We start from the raw sequence: 23,203 nt of genomic DNA, 5'->3' as shown, positions 1-23,203 counted from the left end.
TGACTCGCCACCCGCGGCGCCAGCCCTGGGGGCAGCTGGACCCCTCTTTCTGCGGCGCCTCAACCTTCGTTGAGAGCGGCGCGCGTGTCCATCTCGCCGTGATCTTGGCGGTGAACCATTGTCCCCCACATCTCATGTCCAAAATGCATCTCGAAGTCGTCGGTGAGCAGTCGGCGCCAGCGGCGCTTGACGATACGGCTCGTGAGGCGCCGAACGATCGGGTTCGGCTGGGTCCGAATGATCATCTCTGCCAGCGACCTGGCGCGATCGACCAGATCCTCTCGGGCGACGACTTCGTTGACAAGCCCCCATTCGAGGGCCTGCTCGGCCGTAATGTTCTGGGCTGTGTACATCGCATAGTTCGCCCGCTTATAGCCGATCAGCTCCTGCAGCACGAGATACAGCGCATCACCTGGCGCCAAGCCAACGTGGTAGTGGGGTTCCACAAGCCTCGTATCGTCGGTGCAGATCGTGATGTCGTGCAGGAGCGCGAATTCGCTATGAAATCCTGGCCCATTGATTGCCGAGATCGTGGGGATATCGACGTCCCAAATAATATTCTCTTGCAGCTTCATGCCGTCCCGATACCACTGAAAGTAGCCTTCACGCCGGAAAGTCGACTCATCTTTCTCTACGGCGTTGAAGCTCTCACTGTCAATGTCCCTGAGCCAGTAGTCACCCGTTCCCGTGAGGATGAGCACCTCATTTTCCGGATCAGCCGCGACGGTCTTGAACAGCTGCCCCAGCGCGCGATGTAGTTCCAAACCCCACACCGCCACATCGCCGCCAGTGTGCATGCGAGCCACGAGAATCCCGTCTTCTCGCTCCAGGATAAAATGCTCAGCGAAGCGCTCCCGGTAGACGTCAAATTTCGGCTCTTCGATGAAACTCGTGAGTGCCATGGGAAATCTGATCCTTTCGTTCCTGTCTCAGAATGAAACTTCGTATCGCCAGATTCAAATTTTCAGGACCGCCGTCACGACCACTCCTACGCCTGGTTCGGCAGCCACGTAGCCAGTTCGGGGAAGATCACCACGAGAACCAGCAGCAACAAGTTGCAAAAGACGAAGGGGCTGGCTCCGATGAAAATCTTCCCGACGCTCACCCGCGGCTTCAGTACCGCGCTCATGACGTAGGGGACCATGCCGAACGGGGGTGTCAGCACTCCGATTTCGATCGCGATGATCATCACAATTCCGAACCAGATCGGGTCCAGCTCGAGCATCAAGGCCACCGGAACCATCACCGGAACCATAATGAGCACGATCGAACTGGAATCGAGAATCGATCCCATGAGTAAGAGGACGACGACGAACAACGCGATGACCACGTACGGGCCGAGGTTGATCGACTGGAGCCAACCGCCGAGCTCAAAGATGAGACCGCTGCGACTGAGCATTTTCGAGTACATCTGCGCAGCGATCAGTAGCAGCATTATCGCGCCGATACTTGCCGCTGTCTCGCGGAAGCTCTCGATCATTCGGTCCTTGCGCATGCCATAGCCGACGGCGATGATCAATGCGCCCAGCGCACCAATCGCGGATGCTTCGGTGGGGGTGTACCAACCCAGCCAGATTCCACCGATCACGGCTGCGAATAGGAAGAGCACAGGAACGGTCGCCATGATTCTGGCCGCCGGATTTCGTGAAACGGCCGACACCTCAGCCACGAAGTGGGAGTTGGGGCCGTCGCCGATCGCAAGCTCGCTTGACCTGCTTCCGCCTACACTCGCGGACACCTCTGCTCGCCGGCGCCGCGACTCTCGGGCAACTTTTCCCACCCACTCCGGGCGGGTGTAGCCGAGCACAACGATCAGAACTACGTAGAAGACGGCGAGCAACAACCCGGGGATGATCCCCGCCAAGAACAGTCTCCCGATCGATACCTGACCGATGACGCCATACAGGATGAGAAGAAGGCTGGGCGGGATCAGGATTCCGAGAACGGAACTCCCAGCAACCGCTCCCACAGCGAGCCTGAGATCGTAACCGCGTTTGAGCATCTCCGGCACAGCGATCCTTGAGAAGATTGCAGCCGATGCTGCGCTCACCCCAGTCACTGCGGCGAAGAGTGCGTTGGCGAATACGGTGGCGATCCCCAGTCCCCCGATCATCCGTCGCAGTCCGATCTGGGCCGCAGCGAACAAATGGTGGGCTGCGGCGGAGTTACTCATGAACGCGCCCATGAGGATGAACAAAGGGATGACCACGAACACGTACTGCCGGACGCCGCCGAACGCCGCGTTGGAAGCAAGCAGTGCCGTGAGTTCGAGATTCTCACTCAGCAGGTACATGCCGATCAGGGCGATGGCCATCAAGGAGAAGGCAATGTGGACGCCACCCAGGACCAGCACGAACAGCGCGATGATGGCGAAGGCACCGATTAGCGGATCACTCATCGGTTCTCCTCGGACGCAGCTCCGCCCCCACGACGACCAAGCGATCTGGCCGCGGCGAGCGCGCTCTCAATGGTCATGGCCGCCGCGCATGTGACGACGATGAGCTTGAACGGCCACAAGGTCACGTTGAGCCCTCCCTCGCCCGAGAACTCACCAGTCCGCCAGGCATTGAGGAAAGGCTCCCAGGAGGCATGGGTCAGGAACAGGAAGAGAACCGTCGCAGCGATGTACGAGAACGTCAGGCTGGTTTGGGTGACCCGCGGACCTGCCCGGCCCACGAGCAGTGTGGCGCGGATGTGCACGTCGTGCCGCGTCGCGTAGGGCATGCAGAGGAAGCTGATCGCGACGACTGACTCGGTCGCAATGGTGACGGTGCCGACGAAGGAGTAGATTCCTAACGCCCGCCCCAGTGCATCAGCCGTGATCCACAAGCCCAGGACCGCGATCCAGATGGATGCTACGGCCATGGCGGTGCGACTGATGACACCCATCGCGCCGTCGACCGTGGAGTACAGTCGTCCACCGGCAGTCCGGGCGCCCGGGTGCGTTCCCGACGCGCTCACGCCAGACCCGGGGCCCTCCTGCATCGGGATGCTCGCTCGACCGCTCGTCGTCATTCGGCCACCGCGTACTCAAGCGGAAAGTTGTGCCCTCCGGCGACCTGGGCGTCGATGTACGCCTGGATGATCTCGGCGCCGGACATGCCCTGGTCGGCTAGGCTCACAGCGCTGGCGGACGGGAGCCCCTTCAGTTGCTCGGCCCAGGCTCGCCGACCAGACTCTGAGGGTTCGGCGACCTCGACTCCTTCGTTGCCGAGTTCGCTCAGAGCTGTTTGACCGACGGAGTTCACCCGCTGTGCAGCCTCTTTTTCCCACTCGAGACAGACCTCGCGCACAGTCGCTTGAACCTCCTCGGGCAGCGAATCCCACACGTCTGCGTTGATGTTCACTGAGCCAATGGGTAGCGACCCGAATTTCAAAGTGGCGAAATGGCCGGCCACTTCATTCAGACTGAGGGTCTGAATACCGCCGGGGTCGGTAATGGCACCATCAACGAGCCCGGTTTGGAACGACGTGTACCACTCAGCCCCGGGGAGCGACACTTCCGAAACGCCGAGACCGCTTAGCCATTCCAAGTTGCTTCCTGCACCGACGATGCTGCGCCCCCTCAGGTCGGAGGGCTCGGCCCACGCTTCGGTTGTCACAAGCCCGTAGTCACCCAGAGCGAAGAAGGCCAGCGGCTCCTGATTGTGGTCCTCGAAAAGGGCGCGAAGATCGGCGTTGCCCTCGTATACCGAACGGAATGCACCCAAGGCCACCTCAGCGTCAGGTGTGGAGAAGGGGACAAAGTATGGATAGTTCATCGCGCCCAGAGCGGTGGGCTCGTAGGGAAAAACTGTAGTGCCGAAATCGACTAGACCCGATTCAATGCCGGTCAACTCCTCGCCAACACCGACAAGAGTTCCGAACTGTTCGGTGATCTCAATCTCGTAGTCTGTCTCAGCGGCCACCCTGTCAATGAGCTGCGGAATGAGCTCGTCCTCGATTGCCTTCACGGCAACCAAGTTCGCCGACGGCACCGAGCTGCCAAAGGTCAGCTTGAGGGTCGCATCCTCGCTCGATGACCCTGACCCGCAAGCAGCCAACGTGCCGGTCAGCAGTGTCGCCGCGGCGACTCCGAAACTGAACTTCTTCATGTGCTTGCCCTTCTTTCTCGGCCGCGGGGTTCGCTGCGTGCTGACGCGTCAGGTCCGACTACCGCTGTCGATCAGGGCAACTCGCACTGTTGCACTTGGCGATTCTGTGACTACACACCCCACAAGATGTTGCAGTAAGTGTGTTGTGTCGTGCGCCACATGTCAAGGGGTCGCCCGCCAGCGCTATGCGCTCGGCAGCAACGCGACGCTCCGCTCACGCGCGCGGTCTCGCTATAGGCGAGCGCGAACCGCAGTCGACGGTGCGCGTGCGCCGGTCATGAAGGACGAGGCATCTGACGTGAGCCACGCAGCGGTAGGGCCAGCCCAGGCAAGACCCCGTCCGGCACATCAGGATCCGAGGTTGATGCGACGCGAGAAGCCCTCCGGGAAACCGTCGGGAACTCGGTCTCGAAGCATCCCGGGGCCGGAGCCGATTAGCGAGGCGGTCGAGCATCGCGGCAGCCCCGCAGGTCCGCCCATACGGTCACATCGGTCTCGACACGCACCACCCCCAGGCCGGCCCTCGGTAGCGGCTTAGCGCCGACCACTGCGCCGCGAGCCGCCAGGACCGAGTCAGCGGGGGCTTCAGCGAGACCCATCACCATCACAACACCGAGCCCGGCGACGCCCCTTTGCCGCGGCGACTCGGCGCCCACGTGGCGATTTACGCACCGTTCCAGCGACAATTATACAATGCAGCATAATGTGCTTGCTGTTGCTACATTATGGACTTACTGTTGCACGGAGCCACAGCGCTTCCTCGCGCTAGTTCGGCCAGCACCGCAGAAGGACTCCTCCATGACCAACCTCGCGCACCTGCTCGATGACACAGCACAGTTGCACCCCGACCGGCCGGCCGTGGTGGCCGAGGATCGGGTCGTCTCCTACCGGGAACTACTGCGGGCAGCTGAGACCGTCACCGCGACCCTGCGACAGCGCGGCGTGCAGCCCGGGGACCGCGTGCTGCTCGTGTGCCCGAACACCCCTGAGTTCACTGCGGCGTACTTCGGCATCCTCAAGTGCGGCGCGATCGTCGTGCCGCTGAACGTTTCGTTACGCCCGCGTGAGATCGCCTACCACATGCGCGACTGTCAAGCGGCGGCTGTCGTGGTGCATCACGGTGACGACTCGCCCGAGGGCGCCGCGTCAGCGAGGTCAGCGTTCGAGGCCGTCGAGTCCTGCGCCATCTGGCTCGACCTCGCCGACATCGACGCGGACCCTCCCCGAAAGCCCACAACCGACCCGCGAGAGGACGACGATACCGCCGTCATTCTCTACACTTCCGGCACGACTGTACAGCCCAAGGGAGCCGAACTTCGGCACCGAAACCTGCGCGACAACGCTCTTGTGACTCGCGAGCTCTACGGGATCGATCCCGCTCATCCCGACACCTACCTGTGTGTCCTGCCGCTGTTTCACTCCTTCGGCCAGTCGTGCCTGCAGAACAGCGCAATCGCCTTCGGAGGCACCCTCGTGCTGATGCGCAAGTTCGACGCACAGCGGGTGATCGACCTGCTGGCATCGGCGCAGGTGACCATCTTCGCAGGAGTCCCGACGATGTACTGGGCGATGCTCGGCGCCACCGGAGACCTCACGCAGCTCGAATCGATTCGCCACCACCTTCGAATCGCGTGCTCCGGAGGAGCAGCGCTGCCGGTGGAGGTCCACCGTCGATTCCGGAAGGTCTTCGGGGTCACGATCCTCGAAGGATACGGGCTGTCGGAGACCTCCCCGTCGGTCTCGTTCAATGTGCTCGGTCGACCACCTCGGGTCGGTTCTATCGGCGTGCCGATCCCGGGCGTACAGATGAAACTCATCGACCCGGATGGGAATGAGCTCACGGGCGATGACGGGATCTCCGCGGTCGGTGAGATCGCCGTCCGCGGACACAACGTGATGAAGGGGTATTACAGGCGCCCCGAAGCCACTCAGAAAGCACTCAGTGACGGATGGTTCCTTACCGGCGACTTGGCCCGCAGGGACGCCGACGGCTACTACTACATCGTCGACCGAGCCAAAGACCTCATTATCCGAGGTGGCTACAACGTCTACCCGCGCGAGATCGAGGAGGTCCTGTTGACCCATCCAGCCGTTTCATTGGCTGCTGTCGTTGGGATCCCGCACGAATCCTTGGGCGAGGAGATCAAGGCCTACCTTGTCCCCCGACCCGGCCACGATATCTCGGTTGACGACCTTGCTCGGTGGGCCCGCGATCAGTTCGCGGCCTACAAGTGCCCCCGGGTCTTTGAGGTTGTGGATCAACTGCCGATGACTAGCACCGGCAAAGTCCTCAAACGCCAGCTCGCCCAGAAGACACCGACGGAGAACCATGACTGACCAGTACGTCTCACGCCAGGACCTCGACTTCCTGATCGAGGACTGGCTCGAGACCTCAGCTCTGACCCTCAGGCCACGGTTCGCGGAGCATTCGGTCGAGACTTTCCGGGGCGCTCTGGACCTTGCCGCTGAACTCGCCGTTGCCAAGTTCGCACCTCACAACAGGACAGCGGACACCCAGGAGCCTTGCCTGCGCGACGACGGCACGGTCAGGCTGATTCCAGAGGTTCAGGTGGCGCTCGAGGCGTACTTCGCGTCCGGCCTCCACAGTGCCCCGTTCCCGGAGGCAGTCGGTGGTGCCGACCTGCCGATGACGATCCGCACCGGGGTCGGGCTGTGGTTCGCAGCCACCAACTGTTCGACAAGCGGCTACGCGAACCTCACTGCGGCAGCAGCAAACCTGCTGCTCGCCCATGGTTCGACCGACGTCATCAATCGGTTCGCACGCCCGCTGATCGCCGGGCGGTTCTTCGGAACGATGTGCCTGTCAGAGACACAAGCCGGCTCATCGCTGGCGGACATCACCACACGAGCCACTCGCCAGTCCGACGGTACGTACCGGATTCACGGCGACAAGATGTGGATCTCCGCCGGCGACCACCAGATGGGCGAGAACATCGTGCATCTGGTTCTCGCGCGAACCGACCGCATCGAGAGCGGCATCCGGGGAACATCGCTGTTCGCCGTCCCGAAGTACCTGGTGGGTGAAGACGGAGCGGTCGGTGAACGAAACGACGTGACACTGGTCGGGCTCAACCACAAGATGGGCAACCGTGGCACGACCAACACCGTCCTTTCGTTCGGCAGCGGTGACCACGAGCCCGGAGGTCGTCCTGGTGCGGTCGGCCACCTGGTCGGCGAGGAGAATCGCGGCATCTTCCACATGTTCCACATGATGAATGAGATGAGGATCGCCGTCGGTTTAAGCGCTGTCGGTCTCGGCTCTGCTGGTTATCTCGCTTCGCTGGAGTACGCCCGGACCCGGCGCCAGGGCCGTCGAGCACCCAGCTCAGAGCCGGTACCCATCATCGAACACCCAGATGTGCGCCGGATGTTGCTGGCCCAGAAGTCCTATGTTGAAGGGGGGCTCGCTCTTGTTCTCTATTGCGGGCGTCTCATGGACGACGCCGCCACGGAGCAGACAGCAGCTCGGCGGGAGGATGCGGCGGCCCTCCTCGATCTCCTCACCCCCGTCGCCAAGTCGTTCCCAGCCCAGTGGTGCCTCGTGGCCAATGATCTGGCCATACAGGTTCACGGCGGCTACGGCTACACGCGCGACTATCCGGTCGAACAGCACTACCGCGACAACCGGCTCAACCTGATTCACGAGGGAACGCACGGCATCCAAGCGGCCGACCTCCTCGGGCGCAAGGTTCGCGCTCGCGACGGAGCAACCCTTGCCCGCCTTACTGAACTCATGCGATCCACCATCGGCCGTGCTCGCAATTCGAGCAGCGAGCGCAAACAGCTTGGCGCCGAGCTGCTGCGGAGGGTCGAGCGGCTGGAGACGACTACTGCCGCCATCTGGCAGGACGATGATGTGGCGGATCCCCTCGCCAACGCCACGATCTACCTGGAAGCGTTCGGCCATGTTGTCGTAGCTTGGTTGTGGCTAGAGCAGCACATCGCCACTCAGAACCGAGACACCGACTTTCACAGCGGCAAACGCTTGGCTGCTCGCTACTTTTTCGAGTACGAACTACCACGCACCGATTCTCAGTGGGATGTACTCGCCCAGCGCAACACCCTGCTGCAGGATGTGGAGCCGACTTGGCTATGAAGTCGGCTGGCCGACGCTTACGGTCCGCTGGAGCGAGTTCGCGCCACCGGAACGGACCGCGCAACCGGCGCGTGCCCATCGGTTGGGCCACGCATCGCGGTGGTCGAACGGTGAACGACCGCGTCCCCGGGTTCGTACGGCACGTGTCAACCGTCATGAGAATGGCTCCGTGACGACCCAGGCGCTCCGGGCTGAGGAACCTCCCAGGAAAGCCAGCCGCGATGACGCGCTTCGTCTAGCCCGTCGTAAGTATCTGGCTGGCGAGAGGATCCGCGTCAGCTCCATGGCGCAGGAACTGGGAGTCAACCGGGTCACCCTGCACCGTTGGGTCGGTACGAAGGACTCACTGCTGGTCGAGGTCATCTGGAAACTCACAGAGGACAGCCTGGTCGCGGCATGGGACCAATTGCGCGACTCCCCCGGCCCGCGTGTCCCGGCGATCCTGGGACGATGGCTGCGAGACACCCTGGAACAACCTGGCGCGCGCAAAATCGCCTTGACGCACGATGAGCATTTCATGCGGCTCATGACCTTGGGTAGCCACAACTATCAGCCGCGACTTGTCCGTACCGTCCGATCCTATATTGCCGAGGACGTCGCGGAGAACCGCATCCGCAGCACACTCTCGCTCGACGAGCTTGCCTACGCCTCCGTCCGTATCGCCGAGTCTTACCACTATCTTCCGACAATCACCGGACAACCACCAGATCCAGACAGTGCGGAAAGAGTGCTGCGGGAACTTCTTCGACCGTGAGGGCAGCAGTGCCGCCCGTCAACGAACCCCTTGACGATACGGCAGTGCCACGAAGTACTCTTCAGGGCCCGCCGACCCGTTTGAGAGGTGTCGACGACGAGGAGCCCGGACTACACCAGGACCCTCCATCAGCTCCGAGGCGTTTCGGATCCGTCGTATTCTGTGGGCATGACGACCACAGACCTAGAGGTCGAGAGGAACTCGCGGCGACCGGGACGGGCAGACGCCATTCGTTTGGCTCGTCGCCGCTACCTCGCCGGGGAGAAGGTCGACATCAGCGCGATCGCCCAGGAGCTGGGGGTCAATCGCGTCACCCTTCATCGATGGGTTGGTACGAGAGACTCCCTCCTGGTGGAGGTCGTGTGGTCGTTGACCGAACGTAGTCTCACACAGGCGTGGGCGGAGGTTCGCGATCGTCCCGGCCCGCGTGTACCCGCGGCACTCGGACGTCATCTTCGCGCAATCCTGGAACAGCCCGGCGCACGTCAGATCGCCCTGCAACATGACGAGCATTTCATGCGGCTCATGACCCTCGGTACTTTCGCCTACCACCCGCGACTCGTCAACCTCATCAAGGGTTTCCTCGCTGAGGACCTCGCCGAACACCGCGTGCGGAGTTCGCTGTCCTTGGACGACTTGGCCTATGCGACCGTCCGGATCTCCGACTCCTACCACTATCTCCCGACCATCACCGGTCAACTTCCTGATCCTGAGGGAGCAGAGCGGGTACTCGGGGAACTTCTCCGTCCCTGAGCCTGCCAGCCCGCGTACGATCACCGCCGAATGACCGGCAACACCAGCCTGCTGGGGTGGTTCGCGCCGCGCAGGATCCGGTTGATGGCTCTGATCCCGTCCCGCCCGGCCGACTCGCTCGCTACGTCGCGGCCGGTGTTGGGGTTGCAGTCGTAGCGCGGGAAGTTGCTGCTCGACACCTCCACCCGGATCCGGTGTCCGCGACCGAACACGTTCGAGGTGACACCGAGGTTCAGCGTGATCTCGTACACGCGCCCAGGCTCCATGCTCGCAGGGCGATCGAGTCCATCGCGGTAGCGCATCCGCAGGATGCCGTCCGTGAGGTAGATCGCTCGACCGTCAGGATGTACGTCGACCAGCTTGCCGGTGAAATCGGTATCCCGCGCTGAGGACGTCGCATGGAGGACGAGGGCGACGTGACCTGTGACCTCGATGGGGTCCTGCAGGATGGGCGAGGTGAAGCACAGGACGTCAGGTCGAGCTTCGACCGCTCGTTGATCGACCGGACCGATGGCGTTCAGAGCGATACCTCGCCAGCCCATCCGTCCGCCCATCGTCGGCGTGGGATCGGCCGGATCGAACACATAGGTATCGACCGCTGACGCGGAGGGTAGGTCCGTCGACAGACCACCCTCATTTCCGATGCGGTTCACTCCAGGAGCTCCCTCGAGGTAGTGATCGACATACTGCGTGTCCGGCAGCGGCCAGTCGGCTTCGTCGCGCCACTGGTCGATGCCCATGACGAAGATGCGAACGGGAGCATCCTCGTCGTTCGGCGCCGTGCCGTGGATGGAGCGGTCGAAATGGTCGAGGTGTGCACGGGTCAAGCCCACTGTCGCTGCCCCGGCCGCTGGTCCAAAGTGGCGGTCGAGGTAGACGCCTGTCTGATTTACGTGGTCCCACGGACCGATGATCAGCCTCTGTCCGGAGCGGGCTTCCTCCGTTCCAGCTCCGGAACGCAGGCGCATGTACGACCTCACCGTGTCCTCGATGAAGATGTCGAACCACCCGCCGAGGTGCAGGGCGGGCACCAGAACGTCGGCTGGGCGTTCCGCCGGATTGAGAGTCCGCCAGTGTTCGTCCAACTCGGGATGTGTCGTCAGGTCCGACCACCACGGCAGCTGTTGTGAAAGCAGGAACTGCTGATTAGGCGGCACCGACAGATGTGGAACTGGATCGTCGGCCATGGCTTGTAGGCGAGCCACCACCTCCACGTCACCTTCGCCCGCAGCAAGAGAGCGCCGAGCATCGACCAGCGCCAGACCGACCGACCACATGAGCACGCTGTGCCACGACATCGCCCCTCCGCTGGAGTACCACGCGGCGTGGAAGTCGGTCGCGCTGAACCCGGAGGCCAAGGCGCGCAGACCCTCCGGCGACCGACTGGCAGCCATCCACTCAGCCATCGCGAGATAGGAGAGCCCGTACATGCCGACGGACCCACTGCACCACTCCTGGCGGCGGATCCAGTTCAAGGTGTCGAGCCCGTCGTCAGTCTCGTTGACCCACGGCGCGAACTCACCCTCCGAGTCGTAGGTACCCCGACAGTCCTGCCACACGACGGCGTAACCGGCCATCACCAGATCGAACGGATTGGGAAGCATCGCGTGAGTGACGACGCCCGGGTAAAGCTGTTTGCCATACGGCAGCCTCATCAGCAGCGCGGGGGCCGGCAGCTCATGCGGAATCAGCAGCGTAGTCGCAAGGCGCACTCCATCGCGCATCGGAACCATGACGTTGGGCACCCACCGCGCAGACGTACCCGCGGCTCCTATACCGAGAGAGATACCGTCGGGACAAGGTTCTTCTCTCGGCTCAGTCATGCGATCTCCCGTGCTAGAAGCTTCGTTGGTCATCTAGTAACCGCATGAGTGCTCGCATGCGGCCAGTGCAAGCGGGCGCGTTACCGAAAGTTCCTCGGTTGGCCCTGCCCGTGGGTGTCCGGACTGTCGACATGATCGCCGCCGCGTACGATCAGCCCTCCTCATCAACGAAACAATATTCGATAGTGTAGTTACAGGAAAGCCTTTGTGTTTCCTCCACCTTAGAAGGTCTGCGTTTTCGACGGCTGTGACGTTTGCGGACGCTTTCCCAGCTCGGTGTGGTTCGGGCCTGGCACGTGGGCCGGGGCAGGTAGTAAGAGTCAAGCTGCAAGATCAGCAGCAACGCGAGCCGAGCGCAATCACGCGCACAGCACAACTCACGACGAGGGCCGTCGCCACCTCGCCGCGGAGAACAGCACAAACCCCCACCCGCGGTGACCCGGGCAGGGGTTTGAACATGCAACGTGTGGTGGAGCTAAGGGGATTCGAACCCCTGACCTCTTCCATGCCATGGAAGCGCGCTACCAACTGCGCCATAGCCCCGTTGAACCTCGTCAACCTTACCCGATGAAGATCAGACGGCCCAACCCGGGGTCCGTTTCCGGTCAGCGGACCATCGTGGTCTCGATACGCCGCTCGTTCCTCGCGACTACTCGACCACCGACGAGAGCGACCCCGCTCGTTCCTCGCGGCTACTCGACCACCTATGACGTTCCAGTTACTGAGGAGCGGCCGAGGTCAACTCAGCGCCCTGCGAGTTCGTCTTGCTGAACACCAGCAGGGCCTACGCGAGAACTTCGCGGGCTAACCAGTCAAGGTGCGCGGTGATCTGCGCGGGAGTCAGGCGTGTCCGTTGGTGGCGGTAGAGCTCGGGGTCGACGGCCCCCAAGAGCAGGTCGGCGCGAGGGCCGGCCCCGTCGACGCCGGCCTCCCTGAGCAAAGCGGCGACGTGCACGCGCCAGAAATCATAGGCGCCGGCGGCGTAGCGTGCCGGGCCGGTCTCGCGGGCCAGGAGGAGGAATCCGAAACATTCAAGCAGGTCGACCATCGCCGCGAAGAAGGCCGCGAGCCGCTCCGCTGGTGGCGCGCCAGGGCCGAGCGGCGGGCGACCGCAGAGCAGTCGCTGTTGCAGGTCGCGTTCGTGATCGTCCAACAGCGCCGTGGCGATGGAAGCCACGTCCGGGTAGCGCCGATACAGGGTCGCGCGACCCACGCCGGCGGCGCGGGCGATCTGCTCCATCGTGACCGCCCGCGGGTCGCCGGATGCGAACAGCTCCGTCGCGGCATCGAGCACCCGCTGCCGGTTGCGGGCAGCGTCGGCTCGCTCGCGCCCGGGGGCGGAGCCGGAGCCCAGCAGGTCGTCCCGATCGGCTCGGACCGGTCGGCGAGCAGTGTCGTCGGAGTCGGGGGCGTTCATCACTTCGCATTGTCCTCGCATCCGCCCGCGGCGACAACAGGTGGACGCAGTGACCGCTTAGCCGTAGGGTCCTAAGTGGACATCATGACCACTTGATCGAGGAGCGCAGCGATGGAGGCACTGTTGTTGCCGGCGGGGGCAGTGGCGATCGGGGTTCTCCTGGCGGTTCAGGCGTCGGTCAACCCGCGCTTGGCCAGGGCCGTCGGAACGCCCTACGGCGGAGCGACGGTTCAGTTGTGGGTCGCTGTGGCGCTGCTGGTCCTGACGGCTGTGGCGGCCGGTGCTTTCGATGCGTTCGGCAGGCTCGGCGCTGCGCCGGGTTGGTATCTGCTGGGCGGGCTGGCCTCCCCGCTGTACATCACGTGCGGCATCCTGCTGTTTCCCCGAATCGGTGCGCTGGCCGCGGGTGGAATGTTCGTCGCCGGGCAAGTGCTGGGCTCAGTGGCACTCGACGTGTTCGGCCTGCTCGGCCTGGAGCGTCAACCCGCCACACCGCACCTGGTCGCGGGCGCGGTACTGGTGCTTGCCGGCATCGGGGTCGTCGTCCGCGGGCAGGCCACGGCGACACCGACGGCCGCGCTCGCATCCAGCGCGCCGCGTGGCGACCGACGAACCCCATCGCTCGCCGGTGTCGCTGACGGCCGGGCGGGTGCGGGTTGGATCGCGCTGGGCCTGGTCGCCGGGGCAGCGCTGCCCTTCCAAGGTGCGGTCAACGCGCGCCTTCGCACCGTGCTGGTCGATCCGATCACGGTCGCGCTGACCAGTTTCGTCGTCGCCGCCGTCACGATCACCCTGGTCCTCGCGGTGCTCCGCATGACCGGGGCGGCCTCGCCGCTGCACCTGGCCGGGGTGCGGACCATGCCCTGGTGGGGATGGTTGGGCGCGCTGTGTGCGGTGCTGTACGTCACCGGCACCTTCTTGCTGATCCCCCGTATCAGCGCCGCCGTCACCATCGTGCTGACCGTCACCGGACAACAGCTCGCCGGCGCGGTGATCGACGCCCGTGGCGCATTCGGCCTCCCGCGCCGCCCGGTCACGATGCTGCGCGCTCTCGGGCTGGCCTTGCTGCTCGGCGGGTGCCTTCTCGTCGAACTCGCCTGAGCCGTCGAGCTCAGCCGGGTTCGTCGACGGGGCGCTCGGTCTGCTCGTCGTCGGACAGCACCGGCTCGGGCAGGCTGCCGGTATTCCATTCCGTGAGCCGCCACTCGGCCCAGTCGCCGTGACGGCTCTCCTCGAGAATCGACCAGTTGCAATTGGCGAGACCGCCGAAGAGCCGCCAGGAGGCCACCTCGAAACCGAGGAACGCGCACAGGCCCGTGCGCAGCAGTGCGCCGTGGGCGACCACCACCAGAGTGTCGCCGAGCGGCAGGTCCTCGAGGTGGTCCTCGAGTGCCGCCGCGAAGCGACGCCCGGCCTGCTCGTGCGTCTCACTGCCGGGGATCTTGGTCTCATCCCCGCTCACCCAGGCCTGCATCCCCTCGGGAAATGCCTCCCATGCCTGGGGCCAGGTCAGGCCCTCACGGGCGCCGAAGTCCATCTCCCGGAAGCGCTTGTCGAGCTCGACCGGAATACCGGTCACCGCACTGAGCGCGGCGGCGGTCGACGCCGCACGCTTGAGATCGGACGACAGGATGCGGCTGGGCTCGAGCGCCGCGAGGTATCCAGCGGCATCACGTGCCTGAGCAAGGCCGACGTCGTCGAGCGGCACGTCACTCTGGCCCTGCACGCGGCCGGCGAGGTTCCACGCCGTGCGTCCGTGGCGCCAGACGATGACGCGACGCGATCGGGTCATTGCGACAGTCCGAGCTCGATCGTCGGGCAGTCACTCCAGAGCCGCTCGAGGGCGTAGAACGCGCGCTCCTCGACGTGCTGGATGTGGACGACGATGTCGGCGTAGTCGAGCAGCACCCATCGGCCCTCGCGTTCCCCTTCGCGGCGGATGGGTTTGGCGCCGAGCCCGAAGAGCTTCTCCTCGACGGCGTCGCGGATCGCCGACATCTGCGGCGGATTGGCACCCGAACACAGCACGAAGGCGTCGGTGATGACCAGTTGGTCGGACACGTCGAAGGCGATGATGTCGGTGGCTTGCTTGTCGTCGGCGGCCGCGGCGGCGGCACGCGCGAGTTCGAGGGCGCGGTCGGTGGCGGTCATGGTGAGTCCTCACGGTGGTAGAGGCGGTGCTTACCGATGTACTGGACGACCCCGTCGGGAACGAGGTACCAGACCGGTTCGCCTTTCTGGACGCGCTGGCGGCAGTCGGTCGAGGAGATCGCCAGCGCCGGAATCTCGACCAACGTCACGCGGTCGGCCGGCAAGCCCTCGAGCGTCTTCTCGTCCAGCTCGTGTCCGGGCCGCGTGCAGCCGACGAAGTGCGCGAGCTCGAACAGCTCGTCGTGGTCGCGCCATGTCAGGATCGCGGCCATCGCGTCGGCACCGGTGATGAAGTACAGGTCGGCGTCGCGATGCTGGCGGGACAGATCCCGCAGCGTGTCGATGGTGTACGTCGGACCGCGCCGCTCGATGTCGACCCGGCTGACTTGGAAGCGCGGGTTCGCCGCGGTCGCGATGACCGTCATGAGGTAGCGATCCTCCGGCGGCGAGACTGCGCGGTCGGCCTTCTGCCAGGGCTGCCCGGTCGGAACGAAGATGACCTCATCGAGGTCGAACCACGACTGCACCTCGCTCGCGGCGACGAGGTGCCCGTGATGGATGGGATCGAACGTCCCGCCCATCACCCCGATGCGGCGGCGTTCGCTGGCGGCCATGCGGCTCAGGTGTGCTCGCGGCCCTTGCCGAAGGCGAGGAGGATGAACAGCAACACCAGGAGGATGCCCAGCGCGGCCACCCCGACGAGAGCCGGGTGAACGGCCGGTTCATGAGCGGCTTCCTCGGCGAACTTCAGCAGATCGAGCATGCGCTTAATCTACCAGCGCGGCCAGCGGGGCCGACCGATGGCGTGATCTGACCTTCCCGCGCCATCCCAAGGCGCGCGAAATCGCCGTGGCGCTCGTGCGCAGCGCGGGCACCACCCGTTGAGGTATCGACCGATCATTAGGGACGATCAACGAGAGCGCGGCGCAGACCGTGCCGAGCGCGTCGCGAATCGGCGCGGAGATTCCGGCGGTGTCGGGCGACAGCCACGCGTCGAGCCGGCAGAAGTCGTCACGTCGCGCCCGAGCCAGCACCCCTTCGACCTCCTCACGCGTCGGCACGTGTACCGCGGCGAACGGGGGCGGTCCCGCGACCAGCCAGTAGTCGGAGATGTCCTCCTCGATGATCTGCTCGACGCGCTCACGGTCGTCGAGGAACGCGGCCAGCAGCAGACCCGAGGAGTTGATCTTGGCCGGCATCCGCTCGCCGGTCTGCGTGATGTTGGTGATCGCACCACGCGCTCGCAACCGTTCGACGTACAGCACCTCCGTGCCGTCGAGCACGGCCAGCTGGGTGTTGTGGCCGACGGTCGCGTGGAGATCCTGCATGAACGGCAGGGCGACCGTTCGGACCGCGGTGGCGTTGGACGCGCGATACCCGAGCTCCCACAGCCGGACGGAGGCCCGAAGCCGGTCGCCCTCCCCCACGCGTTCGAGCAGCCCGACACGGACCAGCTCGCCGACGTACCGGTAGACGGTCGGTAACGGGATGCCCGTCCGCTCGGCGAGCTGCGCCACGGAGAGGGCGGGGCACGACGGCGTGAACGACTCCAGGATGCGCAGCACCCGGCCCAAGTACGAGTTGTCGCTGCTGTGATCCTTCACGCCGCCGCCTCTCTCACCGCACGCCGGTGAAGTCGAAGTCCTCCTCCACGACCCGGTGCGTCAACTCCCAGTAGTCCGCCAACTCCAGCGGCCAGTTCTGAGAGACACGACCGTACTGGTTCTGATACCACGTCGATACGCCGGGAACGCCCCAGGCCCGACGTCGGTTCGCCGCATCGACACGCTCCGCGAAGCGCTCGTAGGCTTCCACGGTCGGCGCCATCGCCTCCGCTTGGCGCCGCACGAGGGTTTCCAGGCATCGCACGACATACTCCGCCGCGCACTCGGACATGAACACGATGCTGCCGTTCGCGGCCAGCCCCGAATTGGGTCCCAGCAGCATGAACAGGTTCGGAAACCCGGGAACGCTCGTCGTGGCGTACGCTCGTGCGTCACCCTTCCAGTGCTCGCTCAACGTCCGTCCCTCGCGTCCCACGATCCGCATCGGAGCGAGGAACTCCTCGGCCCGGAACCCGGTGGCGAAGACGATGACGTCGGCTTCGACCGAGCTGCCGTCTGCGGCGATGAGCCGGCGGCCCTCCACCCGGACGACGCCGCTGCGGACGACATCGACATGATCGCGACGCAGAGCACGTCCCCAGGAGCCGTCGTCGCGCAGCATCCGCTTCGCGCCCGGCGGATAGCTGGGGGTGCACACGGCGAGCAGGTCCGGACGGTCGGCGAACTGGCCGCGCAGCGCGTCGAGCAACTCCTCGCGGAATTCGGCGTTCAGTCGCGACACCGTGCCCGGCTCCGACCAGCCGGGGTCGACCTCGACCAGTGGGAGCCACGCCTCCATCGAGGCCACGAACTGCCAGAACCGGTACCACCGTCCGTAGCCGGGGACCTGCTCGAAAAGCCTCCGCTGCGCCCCGTCGATGGGCTGCGTGTAGTGCGGCGTGGGCAGCATCCACGGGGCGTTGCGCTGGAAGACGGTGAGCCGGGCGACGTCGTCCACCACCGCCGGGACGATCTGGAAGGCGCTGGCCCCCGTCCCCACGACCGCGACCTCGCGCCCGGCCAGCTCCACGCCGTGGTCCCACGTCGCCGAGTGCATGACGTCCCCAGGGAACTCGTCCAACCCGGGAATGTCGGGGATGCGAGGTCGATTGAGCTGCCCCACGGCCGTCACCAGCACGTCGCAGCGGTACACCTCCCTGCCCTGTGGCGCATGGACGGTCACGACCCATTCGGCGGTCGACTCCTCCCACACGGCCTCCTCGACCTCGCGGCCGAAGCGCACGGCGTCGCGCAGCCGGAACTGCGAGGAGACCTCGATGAGGTAGTCACGCAGATCCGGCTGCTGCGAGAAGTGATCCGGCCACACCGGACGCTGGGCGAAGCTGTAGCTGTAGGTGAAGTTCGGGGTGTCGAGCCGGCACCCCGGATAGGTGTTCTCCCACCAGGTACCGCCGACCTCCTCGTTCTTGTCGAGCACAGTGACGTCGACGCCCGCTGCCCGCAGATTGACCGCAGCCGCCAGTCCGGAGACTCCCGCGCCGACCACGACGGCGCGCAGTCCCGACGCCGTCAAGTCCACCGGTGTCGGCGGGCCGACGAGCTCATGACGCAGGAGATCGTCGGCGCCGTCGCGCAGCCGGCCGGCGAGGAAGGACAGGCTCGGCTCGATGAGTTCCTCACGCAACGCCGGTTCGCGCCCGAGAACGTCGGGCAACGCCGCCGCGATGAGCTTCTTCGCCCGCTCGACTGCCGGCTCGTCCATGCCGCCGTGTTTGACGAGGTGGGCGCCGCGCTGACGGTGCGGCGGAGCGAGCCCGGGGTCGAGGAAGGCGCGGTCGCCCGTGGCGTGCGCCATGGCCGCCAGCAGGGGCGGGATCTCCGCCCCTGCCAGCAGTTCCTCGATCTGATCGACACTCACGAGGGGAAGCGTCACCGATCCTCACCCCGGTCGGCGAACATCGCAAGCACCTTCGCGAGCTCGGCGGGCAGCTCGACGTTGGGCGCGTGGCCGCAGTCCATCGTGAGCGCCTCGCCGTGCGGCGCGAGGTCCGCCAGCTGCTTCGCCCAGCCCTGGTCGAGCAGTCGGTCGCGGGCGCCCTCGACGAACAACACCGGAAGCCGCAACTCGGCGAGCCGGTCGAGGAACGGGTCCTTCACGTCCGGGCGCTCGGCCCGGGGGTTGCGCAGGCGGGGGGCGTTCATCGCCTCCCAGTGCCCCGGCACGAGGCTGTTCTCGAGCCGCTGGCGCGCATGCTCCTCGAAGGCGTCCGCGTCGGCGACGAGCCACGACGTGAGTCGACGGGCATCCTCGATGGTGGGATCGAAGCTCCCGATCGCCTCGACCCCTTCCGGAACGCGATAGAGCCCACCGGCCCCGGTGATGCTCACGACTCCCCGAGCGCGCCACGGATTCTCCGGCTCGAGGGCGGCTCGCAGGGCCAGGGAACCGCCGAAGGAGGTGCCGACCGAGACCACCTCGTCGAGATCGAGAGTCTCCACGAGGCGTGCGACCTGGCGGATCTTCGACGGATAGGGCGCCTCGCCGAAGTGCACCACTTTGTCGGAGCCGCCCCATCCCAGCAGGTCGGGGGCGACGAGATGGAAGTGGGCTTCCAGCTCCTCGATCACCTCGGACCAGCAGAGCTCGGCGCTGGCGCCGAAACCGCCGTCGTGGATCAACAGCAGCGTCTCTCGGGAACGGTGCCCTGCCTCGATGTACCGGGTGCGGAGCCCGTCGATGACGGTGGTGTGGATACGAGCCATGGGTCAGCCTCTCGTCGTGGTGGGGGTGGCGGCGGCCGCCGCGGAGATGTCTTGGCCGGTGCGGTCCTTGACCTTCCAGACCACCGCGAGCGCGATGAGCGCCCAGAGCGCGAGGTAGGCCGCGACCGGCATCGTGGAGCCCGTCGAGGTCTGCAGGGCCGAGGCGATAGTGGGCGCGAAGCCGCCGCCGATGATCGAGCCCAAGGCGTAACCGAGCGAGGCGCCGGTGAAACGGACCTGGGCGGGGAACATCTCGGCGTACATCGCCGACTGCTGTCCGTACGAGAAGCTCAGGCCCACCGCGAGACCCGCCAGCGCCACGACGAGCGCGAGGTAGGAACCGGTGTCGATGAGCAGGAACATCGGGAACACCCAGACCGCGAGGCTGATGAACCCGATCTTGTAGGTGTTGACGCGACCGATCCGGTCCGAGAGCGCGCCGGCCCAGATGGTCAACGCGATCCACAGCACGTTGACGACCGCGATGATCGTCAGCACACCGGTGCGATCGAGCCCGAGGGAGTTCGTCGAGTAGCTCAGCACGTAGCCGCCGAGCACCATGTAAGCGGCGGCGTTGACACCGGCGTACGCCCAAGTGGCTTGAAACAACTCGGTCTTGTGACGCTTCAGCACCTGCGCGATCGGGGCGGAGGCGCGCTTGCTCGTCTGTTCCAATTCCTCGAACACCGGGCTCTCACCCACGCGGCGGCGGATGTACAGACCGACCACCAGGAGCACGATGCTGCCGAGGAACGGCAGGCGCCAGCCCCACGCCATGAATTGCTCGGCCGTGGTCGTGGCGCTGACGATCGCGAGCGCTCCCGTGGCCAGCAACATGCCCGCAGCGGCACCGATTTGCGGGAAGGAACCGAAGTACCCGCGGCGATGATCCGGCGCGTGCTCCACGGCCATCAAGGCCGCCGCACCCCACTCACCGCCGGTAGAGAGCCCCTGCACGATACGCAGCAGTACCAGAAGCAGCGGGGCGAGGACTCCGATCTGCGCGGCCGTCGGCGTCAGGCCCATGAGGACCGTCGCGGTGCCCATCATCGTCAAGGTGACGACAAGCAGCCTCTTACGTCCGATGCGGTCGCCCAGGTGGCCCGCGATGGCCGCGCCGAGTGGCCGGAAGAAGAACGAGATACCGACTGACATGAAAGCGACGATCTGCGCCATGGCGCCCGACGTCGCGTGCGAGAAGTACAGCGGCGCGAACACCAGCGCCGCCGCGTTGGCGTAGATGAAGAAGTCGTACCACTCGATGGTGGTGCCGATCATGGTGCCGGCGAGCACCTTGCGTTGCTCGGCCGCGGTCGATCGCGGACCGCGGGTGCCGATGGGTGAGGTCACGGGATACTCCTGTCTGCTTCACGCCACCGATGGCGGCGTGGGCCACGTCACATGGCCAGACGAGGATGGCGTTCCCGGGGCCTACCCTCCAACCAGGATTATCGGGATCCGAGAACCGCGGTCAGCGCAGCTGCCCGTCGCCGGTCACGATGTAGGTCGTGGTGGTCATCTCCTGCAGCCCCATCGGCCCACGCGCGTGCAGTTTCTGGGTCGAGATGCCGATCTCGGCACCGAAGCCGAATTCGCCGCCGTCGGTGAACCGGGTGGACGCGTTGACCATCACGGCAGCAGAGTCGACCCCACGCGAGAACCGGTGCGCAGCCTCGAGCGAACGCGTGACGATCGCCTCGGTGTGGCCCGAGGAGTACTGGCGGATGTGCGCGATCGCCTCGTCGAGAGAGTCGACGACGCGCGCGGAGATCTCCGAGGCGAGGAACTCGGTGGCGTACGCCTCCTCGGTGGCCCGCTGCACCGTGGGATCCACCGCCATGAACGCGGGATCACCGTGGATGACGACCCCGTGCTCACGCAGCGTCGCGACGACCCGCGGCACGAACTCGTCCGCCACCGCCTTGTGGACGAGCAGCGACTCGGCAGCGTTGCAGACGCTCGTGCGGTGGGTCTTGGAATTGAGGACGATGTCCAGAGCCATGTCCAGGTCGGCGTCGTGGTCGACGTAGACGTGGACGTTCCCCGTACCCGTCTCGATGACCGGCACCGTCGACTCCTCCACCACGGTACGGATGAGTCCCGCTCCTCCGCGCGGGATGACGAGATCGACGAGACCGCGCGCCTGCATCAGGTGCGCGGCCGACGACCGGTCCTCGGCGGAGATCGCCTGGATGACGTCGGCCGGAAGCCCCGCCGACACCACGGCGCTGCGCATGACGTCGACGATCACGGCGTTGGAGCGCGCTGCGCTCTTGGAGCCTCGCAGCAGCGAGGCGCTCCCGGACTTGAGACAGATCGCCGCGGCATCGGCGGTGACGTTGGGTCGTCCTTCGTAGATCATGCCGATCACGCCCATGGGAACACGGATCTGACGCAACTCCAACCCGTTCGGCAGGATCGAGCCGCGGACGACCTCGCCGACCGGGTCGGGAAGCGCAGCGACGTCGCGCACACCTTGGGCGAAGCTCGCCACACGTGCTGCGTCGAGCGCGAGTCGGTCGATGACGTTCTCCGGCGTTCCGTCCTCGCGTGCGGCGGCCACATCGGCCTCGTTCGCGTCGAGGATGCGGGCAGTGGACTCCACCAGCGCGTCGGCCATGGCGGTCAACGCCGCGTCCTTCTCGGCCCGGGTCGCGAGCGCCAGCACAGCGGCGGCCTGACGGGCCCGGCGGGCTGCGTCGTGAACGTGCTCCTTCATGCCCGCATTCTAGGCGCTCTGCTCCGAGCAGCGGGACCGGCGCTCATGACGGGCCGGCGCACCTCAGCCCTCGAGATCGGCCAGCCGCTCCTCGGCGTCGGTGAGCTTGTTCCCGTCGACGGCGACGACCCGGTGGAACCAGGTGATCGCCTCGTCACGACGACCCGCGGCGAGCAGCGTGTCTGCGTACGCATAGCGCAGCCGGGCCACCCAGTCAGCGCGGTTCTTGCTCAGCAGGTTCTCGGTCTCGAGCAACTGCAGCGCCGCCTCGAGCTGCCCCATATCGCGACGAGCCCCGGCCATGACGATGGTGAGTTCGGCGTTGCCAGCTTCGTCCAGCTGAGCGCGGATCTCCGGCGTGTCGTATTCGAGCGCCTTCTCCGGGCGCTTCAGCGCCCGCTCGCAGTCGGCCATCATGGCCGCGTAGATCAGCCGCCCGGTGATGCGGCGAGCAGCGCGAAACTCCGACAGCGCTTCGGACCAGTTGCCCAGCGCGTACGCGGTCTCCCCGGTGGCCTCACGGACGAGCCCGTTACGCATCGCGCGCGCACGCGCCGCGAGCGCATGCTGGTGAGCGAGCGCTGGATCCTCGTGCAGGAGCGAGCCGGCCATCACCAGGTGACGAGCCACCTTCTCGGCGAGTTTCGGTGGGAGCCCCTGCAGTTCCTGCCGCGCGAAACGGTCGAGATCTTTGGCGCTGACATCGTCAGGGATCGGCGGCCCGTCGTACGTCTTCTGAGCGTCGGTACGATCCTTGGGCTCGGGACGGCGGGGAGCGCGTGCAGGTCCTCCACGTTTACCGCCGGCCGCCGGCGCGCCCCGACCGCCGCGGCGCTCGGGAGCGCCAGGACGTCCCGTTCTCTTCTGCGGGCCCTTGCCCGCGCCTCCACGACCCTGGTTCGGGCGGGGCCTCTTCGATTCAGCCATGACTCTTCCTTGATACCAGGATGCGCATCGTTGCGGCGATCCTGGGGGTAAATGCAGCGAGGCCGCCCCAGGGTTGGGGCGGCCTCGCGCTGTGTGGTTGTCCGGCGACGTCCTACTCTC

General features: G+C 65.6%; 21 protein-coding genes and 1 tRNA gene. 5 read left to right on the top strand and 17 right to left on the bottom strand.

The features are described 5' to 3' along the window. Positions 1–59: 59 nt before the first annotated feature. The 4 genes from D9V41_RS09350 to dctP all read right to left on the bottom strand — a co-directional run bounded on the left by D9V41_RS09350 (position 60) and on the right by dctP (position 4,094). Positions 60–902: an enoyl-CoA hydratase/isomerase family protein gene (locus D9V41_RS09350; protein ID WP_121794302.1), complete on the bottom strand. Its 843-nt coding sequence runs from the start codon at positions 900–902 to the stop codon at positions 60–62. Positions 903–988: 86 nt separating this feature from the next. Then, on the bottom strand, positions 989–2,398 hold the full coding sequence (locus tag D9V41_RS09345; RefSeq protein ID WP_121794301.1) for a TRAP transporter large permease: 1,410 nt from the start codon (positions 2,396–2,398) through the stop codon (positions 989–991). After that, a complete protein-coding gene (locus D9V41_RS09340) occupies positions 2,395–2,889 on the bottom strand; it encodes a TRAP transporter small permease (RefSeq protein WP_166375977.1) in 495 nt (164 codons plus the stop codon). Before D9V41_RS09340 ends, D9V41_RS09345 begins: the two co-directional genes overlap by 4 nt. Positions 2,890–3,011: 122 nt before the next feature. After that, positions 3,012–4,094 (bottom strand): TRAP transporter substrate-binding protein DctP, encoded by a 1,083-nt coding sequence (gene dctP / locus D9V41_RS09335; RefSeq protein WP_121794299.1) that lies wholly within the window; start codon positions 4,092–4,094, stop codon positions 3,012–3,014. Between the two features lie 798 nt (positions 4,095–4,892). Between dctP and D9V41_RS09330 the strand changes: the two genes are divergently transcribed. The 4 genes from D9V41_RS09330 to D9V41_RS17580 all read left to right on the top strand — a co-directional run bounded on the left by D9V41_RS09330 (position 4,893) and on the right by D9V41_RS17580 (position 9,718). Then, positions 4,893–6,431: a long-chain-fatty-acid--CoA ligase gene (locus D9V41_RS09330; RefSeq protein ID WP_121794298.1), complete on the top strand. Its 1,539-nt coding sequence runs from the start codon at positions 4,893–4,895 to the stop codon at positions 6,429–6,431. After that, positions 6,424–8,211: an acyl-CoA dehydrogenase gene (locus D9V41_RS09325; protein ID WP_121794297.1), complete on the top strand. Its 1,788-nt coding sequence runs from the start codon at positions 6,424–6,426 to the stop codon at positions 8,209–8,211. Before D9V41_RS09330 ends, D9V41_RS09325 begins: the two co-directional genes overlap by 8 nt. Positions 8,212–8,380: 169 nt before the next feature. Then, entirely contained in the window at positions 8,381–8,965 is a 585-nt protein-coding gene (locus D9V41_RS09320) for a QsdR family transcriptional regulator (protein ID WP_133434159.1), read from the top strand. 168 nt (positions 8,966–9,133) lie between these two features. Next, complete coding sequence (locus D9V41_RS17580; protein ID WP_133434158.1) at positions 9,134–9,718, top strand: QsdR family transcriptional regulator; 585 nt, start codon at positions 9,134–9,136, stop codon at positions 9,716–9,718. Between the two features lie 20 nt (positions 9,719–9,738). Here D9V41_RS17580 and D9V41_RS09305 read toward each other — a convergent pair whose 3' ends face one another. The 3 genes from D9V41_RS09305 to D9V41_RS09295 all read right to left on the bottom strand — a co-directional run bounded on the left by D9V41_RS09305 (position 9,739) and on the right by D9V41_RS09295 (position 12,958). After that, positions 9,739–11,442 carry a CocE/NonD family hydrolase gene (locus D9V41_RS09305; protein WP_121794460.1) on the bottom strand — a complete coding sequence of 568 codons (1,704 nt, stop codon included), beginning with the start codon at positions 11,440–11,442 and terminating at the stop codon, positions 9,739–9,741. A 566-nt stretch (positions 11,443–12,008) separates the two neighbouring features. Continuing rightward, positions 12,009–12,084 (bottom strand) — tRNA-Ala (locus D9V41_RS09300). 241 nt (positions 12,085–12,325) lie between these two features. Beyond that, positions 12,326–12,958 carry a TetR/AcrR family transcriptional regulator gene (locus D9V41_RS09295; RefSeq protein WP_121794293.1) on the bottom strand — a complete coding sequence of 211 codons (633 nt, stop codon included), beginning with the start codon at positions 12,956–12,958 and terminating at the stop codon, positions 12,326–12,328. A 111-nt stretch (positions 12,959–13,069) separates the two neighbouring features. Here D9V41_RS09295 and D9V41_RS09290 point away from each other — a divergent pair, with 111 nt between their 5' ends. Next, positions 13,070–14,059, top strand: coding sequence for a DMT family transporter (locus tag D9V41_RS09290; RefSeq protein WP_121794292.1), 990 nt, complete (start codon positions 13,070–13,072; stop codon positions 14,057–14,059). Between the two features lie 10 nt (positions 14,060–14,069). On the opposite strand, the gene D9V41_RS09285 is transcribed toward D9V41_RS09290, so the two are convergent. From D9V41_RS09285 to D9V41_RS09245, 10 genes are all read right to left on the bottom strand, one after another. After that, entirely contained in the window at positions 14,070–14,750 is a 681-nt protein-coding gene (locus tag D9V41_RS09285) for a histidine phosphatase family protein (protein ID WP_121794291.1), read from the bottom strand. Beyond that, entirely contained in the window at positions 14,747–15,109 is a 363-nt protein-coding gene (gene rsfS, locus D9V41_RS09280) for a ribosome silencing factor (protein WP_121794290.1), read from the bottom strand. Before rsfS ends, D9V41_RS09285 begins: the two co-directional genes overlap by 4 nt. Then, positions 15,106–15,723 carry a nicotinate-nucleotide adenylyltransferase gene (gene nadD, locus D9V41_RS09275; protein ID WP_121794289.1) on the bottom strand — a complete coding sequence of 206 codons (618 nt, stop codon included), beginning with the start codon at positions 15,721–15,723 and terminating at the stop codon, positions 15,106–15,108. The genes rsfS and nadD overlap by 4 nt, the downstream gene beginning before the upstream one ends. 5 nt (positions 15,724–15,728) lie before the next feature. Next, the gene (locus tag D9V41_RS17785; RefSeq protein ID WP_166375976.1) at positions 15,729–15,872 is read right to left on the bottom strand and encodes a hypothetical protein; all 144 of its coding nucleotides are present in this window, start codon (positions 15,870–15,872) and stop codon (positions 15,729–15,731) included. Positions 15,873–15,876: 4 nt separating this feature from the next. Then, positions 15,877–16,713 carry an IclR family transcriptional regulator gene (locus tag D9V41_RS09270; protein WP_121794288.1) on the bottom strand — a complete coding sequence of 279 codons (837 nt, stop codon included), beginning with the start codon at positions 16,711–16,713 and terminating at the stop codon, positions 15,877–15,879. Between the two features lie 13 nt (positions 16,714–16,726). Further along, the gene (locus tag D9V41_RS09265) at positions 16,727–18,592 is read right to left on the bottom strand and encodes a flavin-containing monooxygenase (protein ID WP_133434157.1); all 1,866 of its coding nucleotides are present in this window, start codon (positions 18,590–18,592) and stop codon (positions 16,727–16,729) included. 11 nt (positions 18,593–18,603) lie between these two features. Then, complete coding sequence (locus D9V41_RS09260) at positions 18,604–19,437, bottom strand: alpha/beta fold hydrolase (RefSeq protein WP_121794286.1); 834 nt, start codon at positions 19,435–19,437, stop codon at positions 18,604–18,606. A gap of 3 nt (positions 19,438–19,440) precedes the next feature. After that, positions 19,441–20,787, bottom strand: coding sequence for an MFS transporter (locus D9V41_RS09255; protein WP_243697219.1), 1,347 nt, complete (start codon positions 20,785–20,787; stop codon positions 19,441–19,443). A gap of 121 nt (positions 20,788–20,908) precedes the next feature. Then, complete coding sequence (locus tag D9V41_RS09250) at positions 20,909–22,156, bottom strand: glutamate-5-semialdehyde dehydrogenase (RefSeq protein ID WP_121794285.1); 1,248 nt, start codon at positions 22,154–22,156, stop codon at positions 20,909–20,911. A gap of 63 nt (positions 22,157–22,219) precedes the next feature. Beyond that, positions 22,220–23,083: a tetratricopeptide repeat protein gene (locus tag D9V41_RS09245; protein ID WP_121794284.1), complete on the bottom strand. Its 864-nt coding sequence runs from the start codon at positions 23,081–23,083 to the stop codon at positions 22,220–22,222. Positions 23,084–23,203 lie beyond the last annotated feature (120 nt).

Origin of the sequence: Aeromicrobium phragmitis (assembly GCF_003674095.1) — a bacterium.
Classification (GTDB): domain Bacteria; phylum Actinomycetota; class Actinomycetes; order Propionibacteriales; family Nocardioidaceae; genus Aeromicrobium; species Aeromicrobium phragmitis.
Note: the sequence above shows the minus strand (reverse complement) of the source record. Positions and strands in the feature narration are given on the sequence as shown.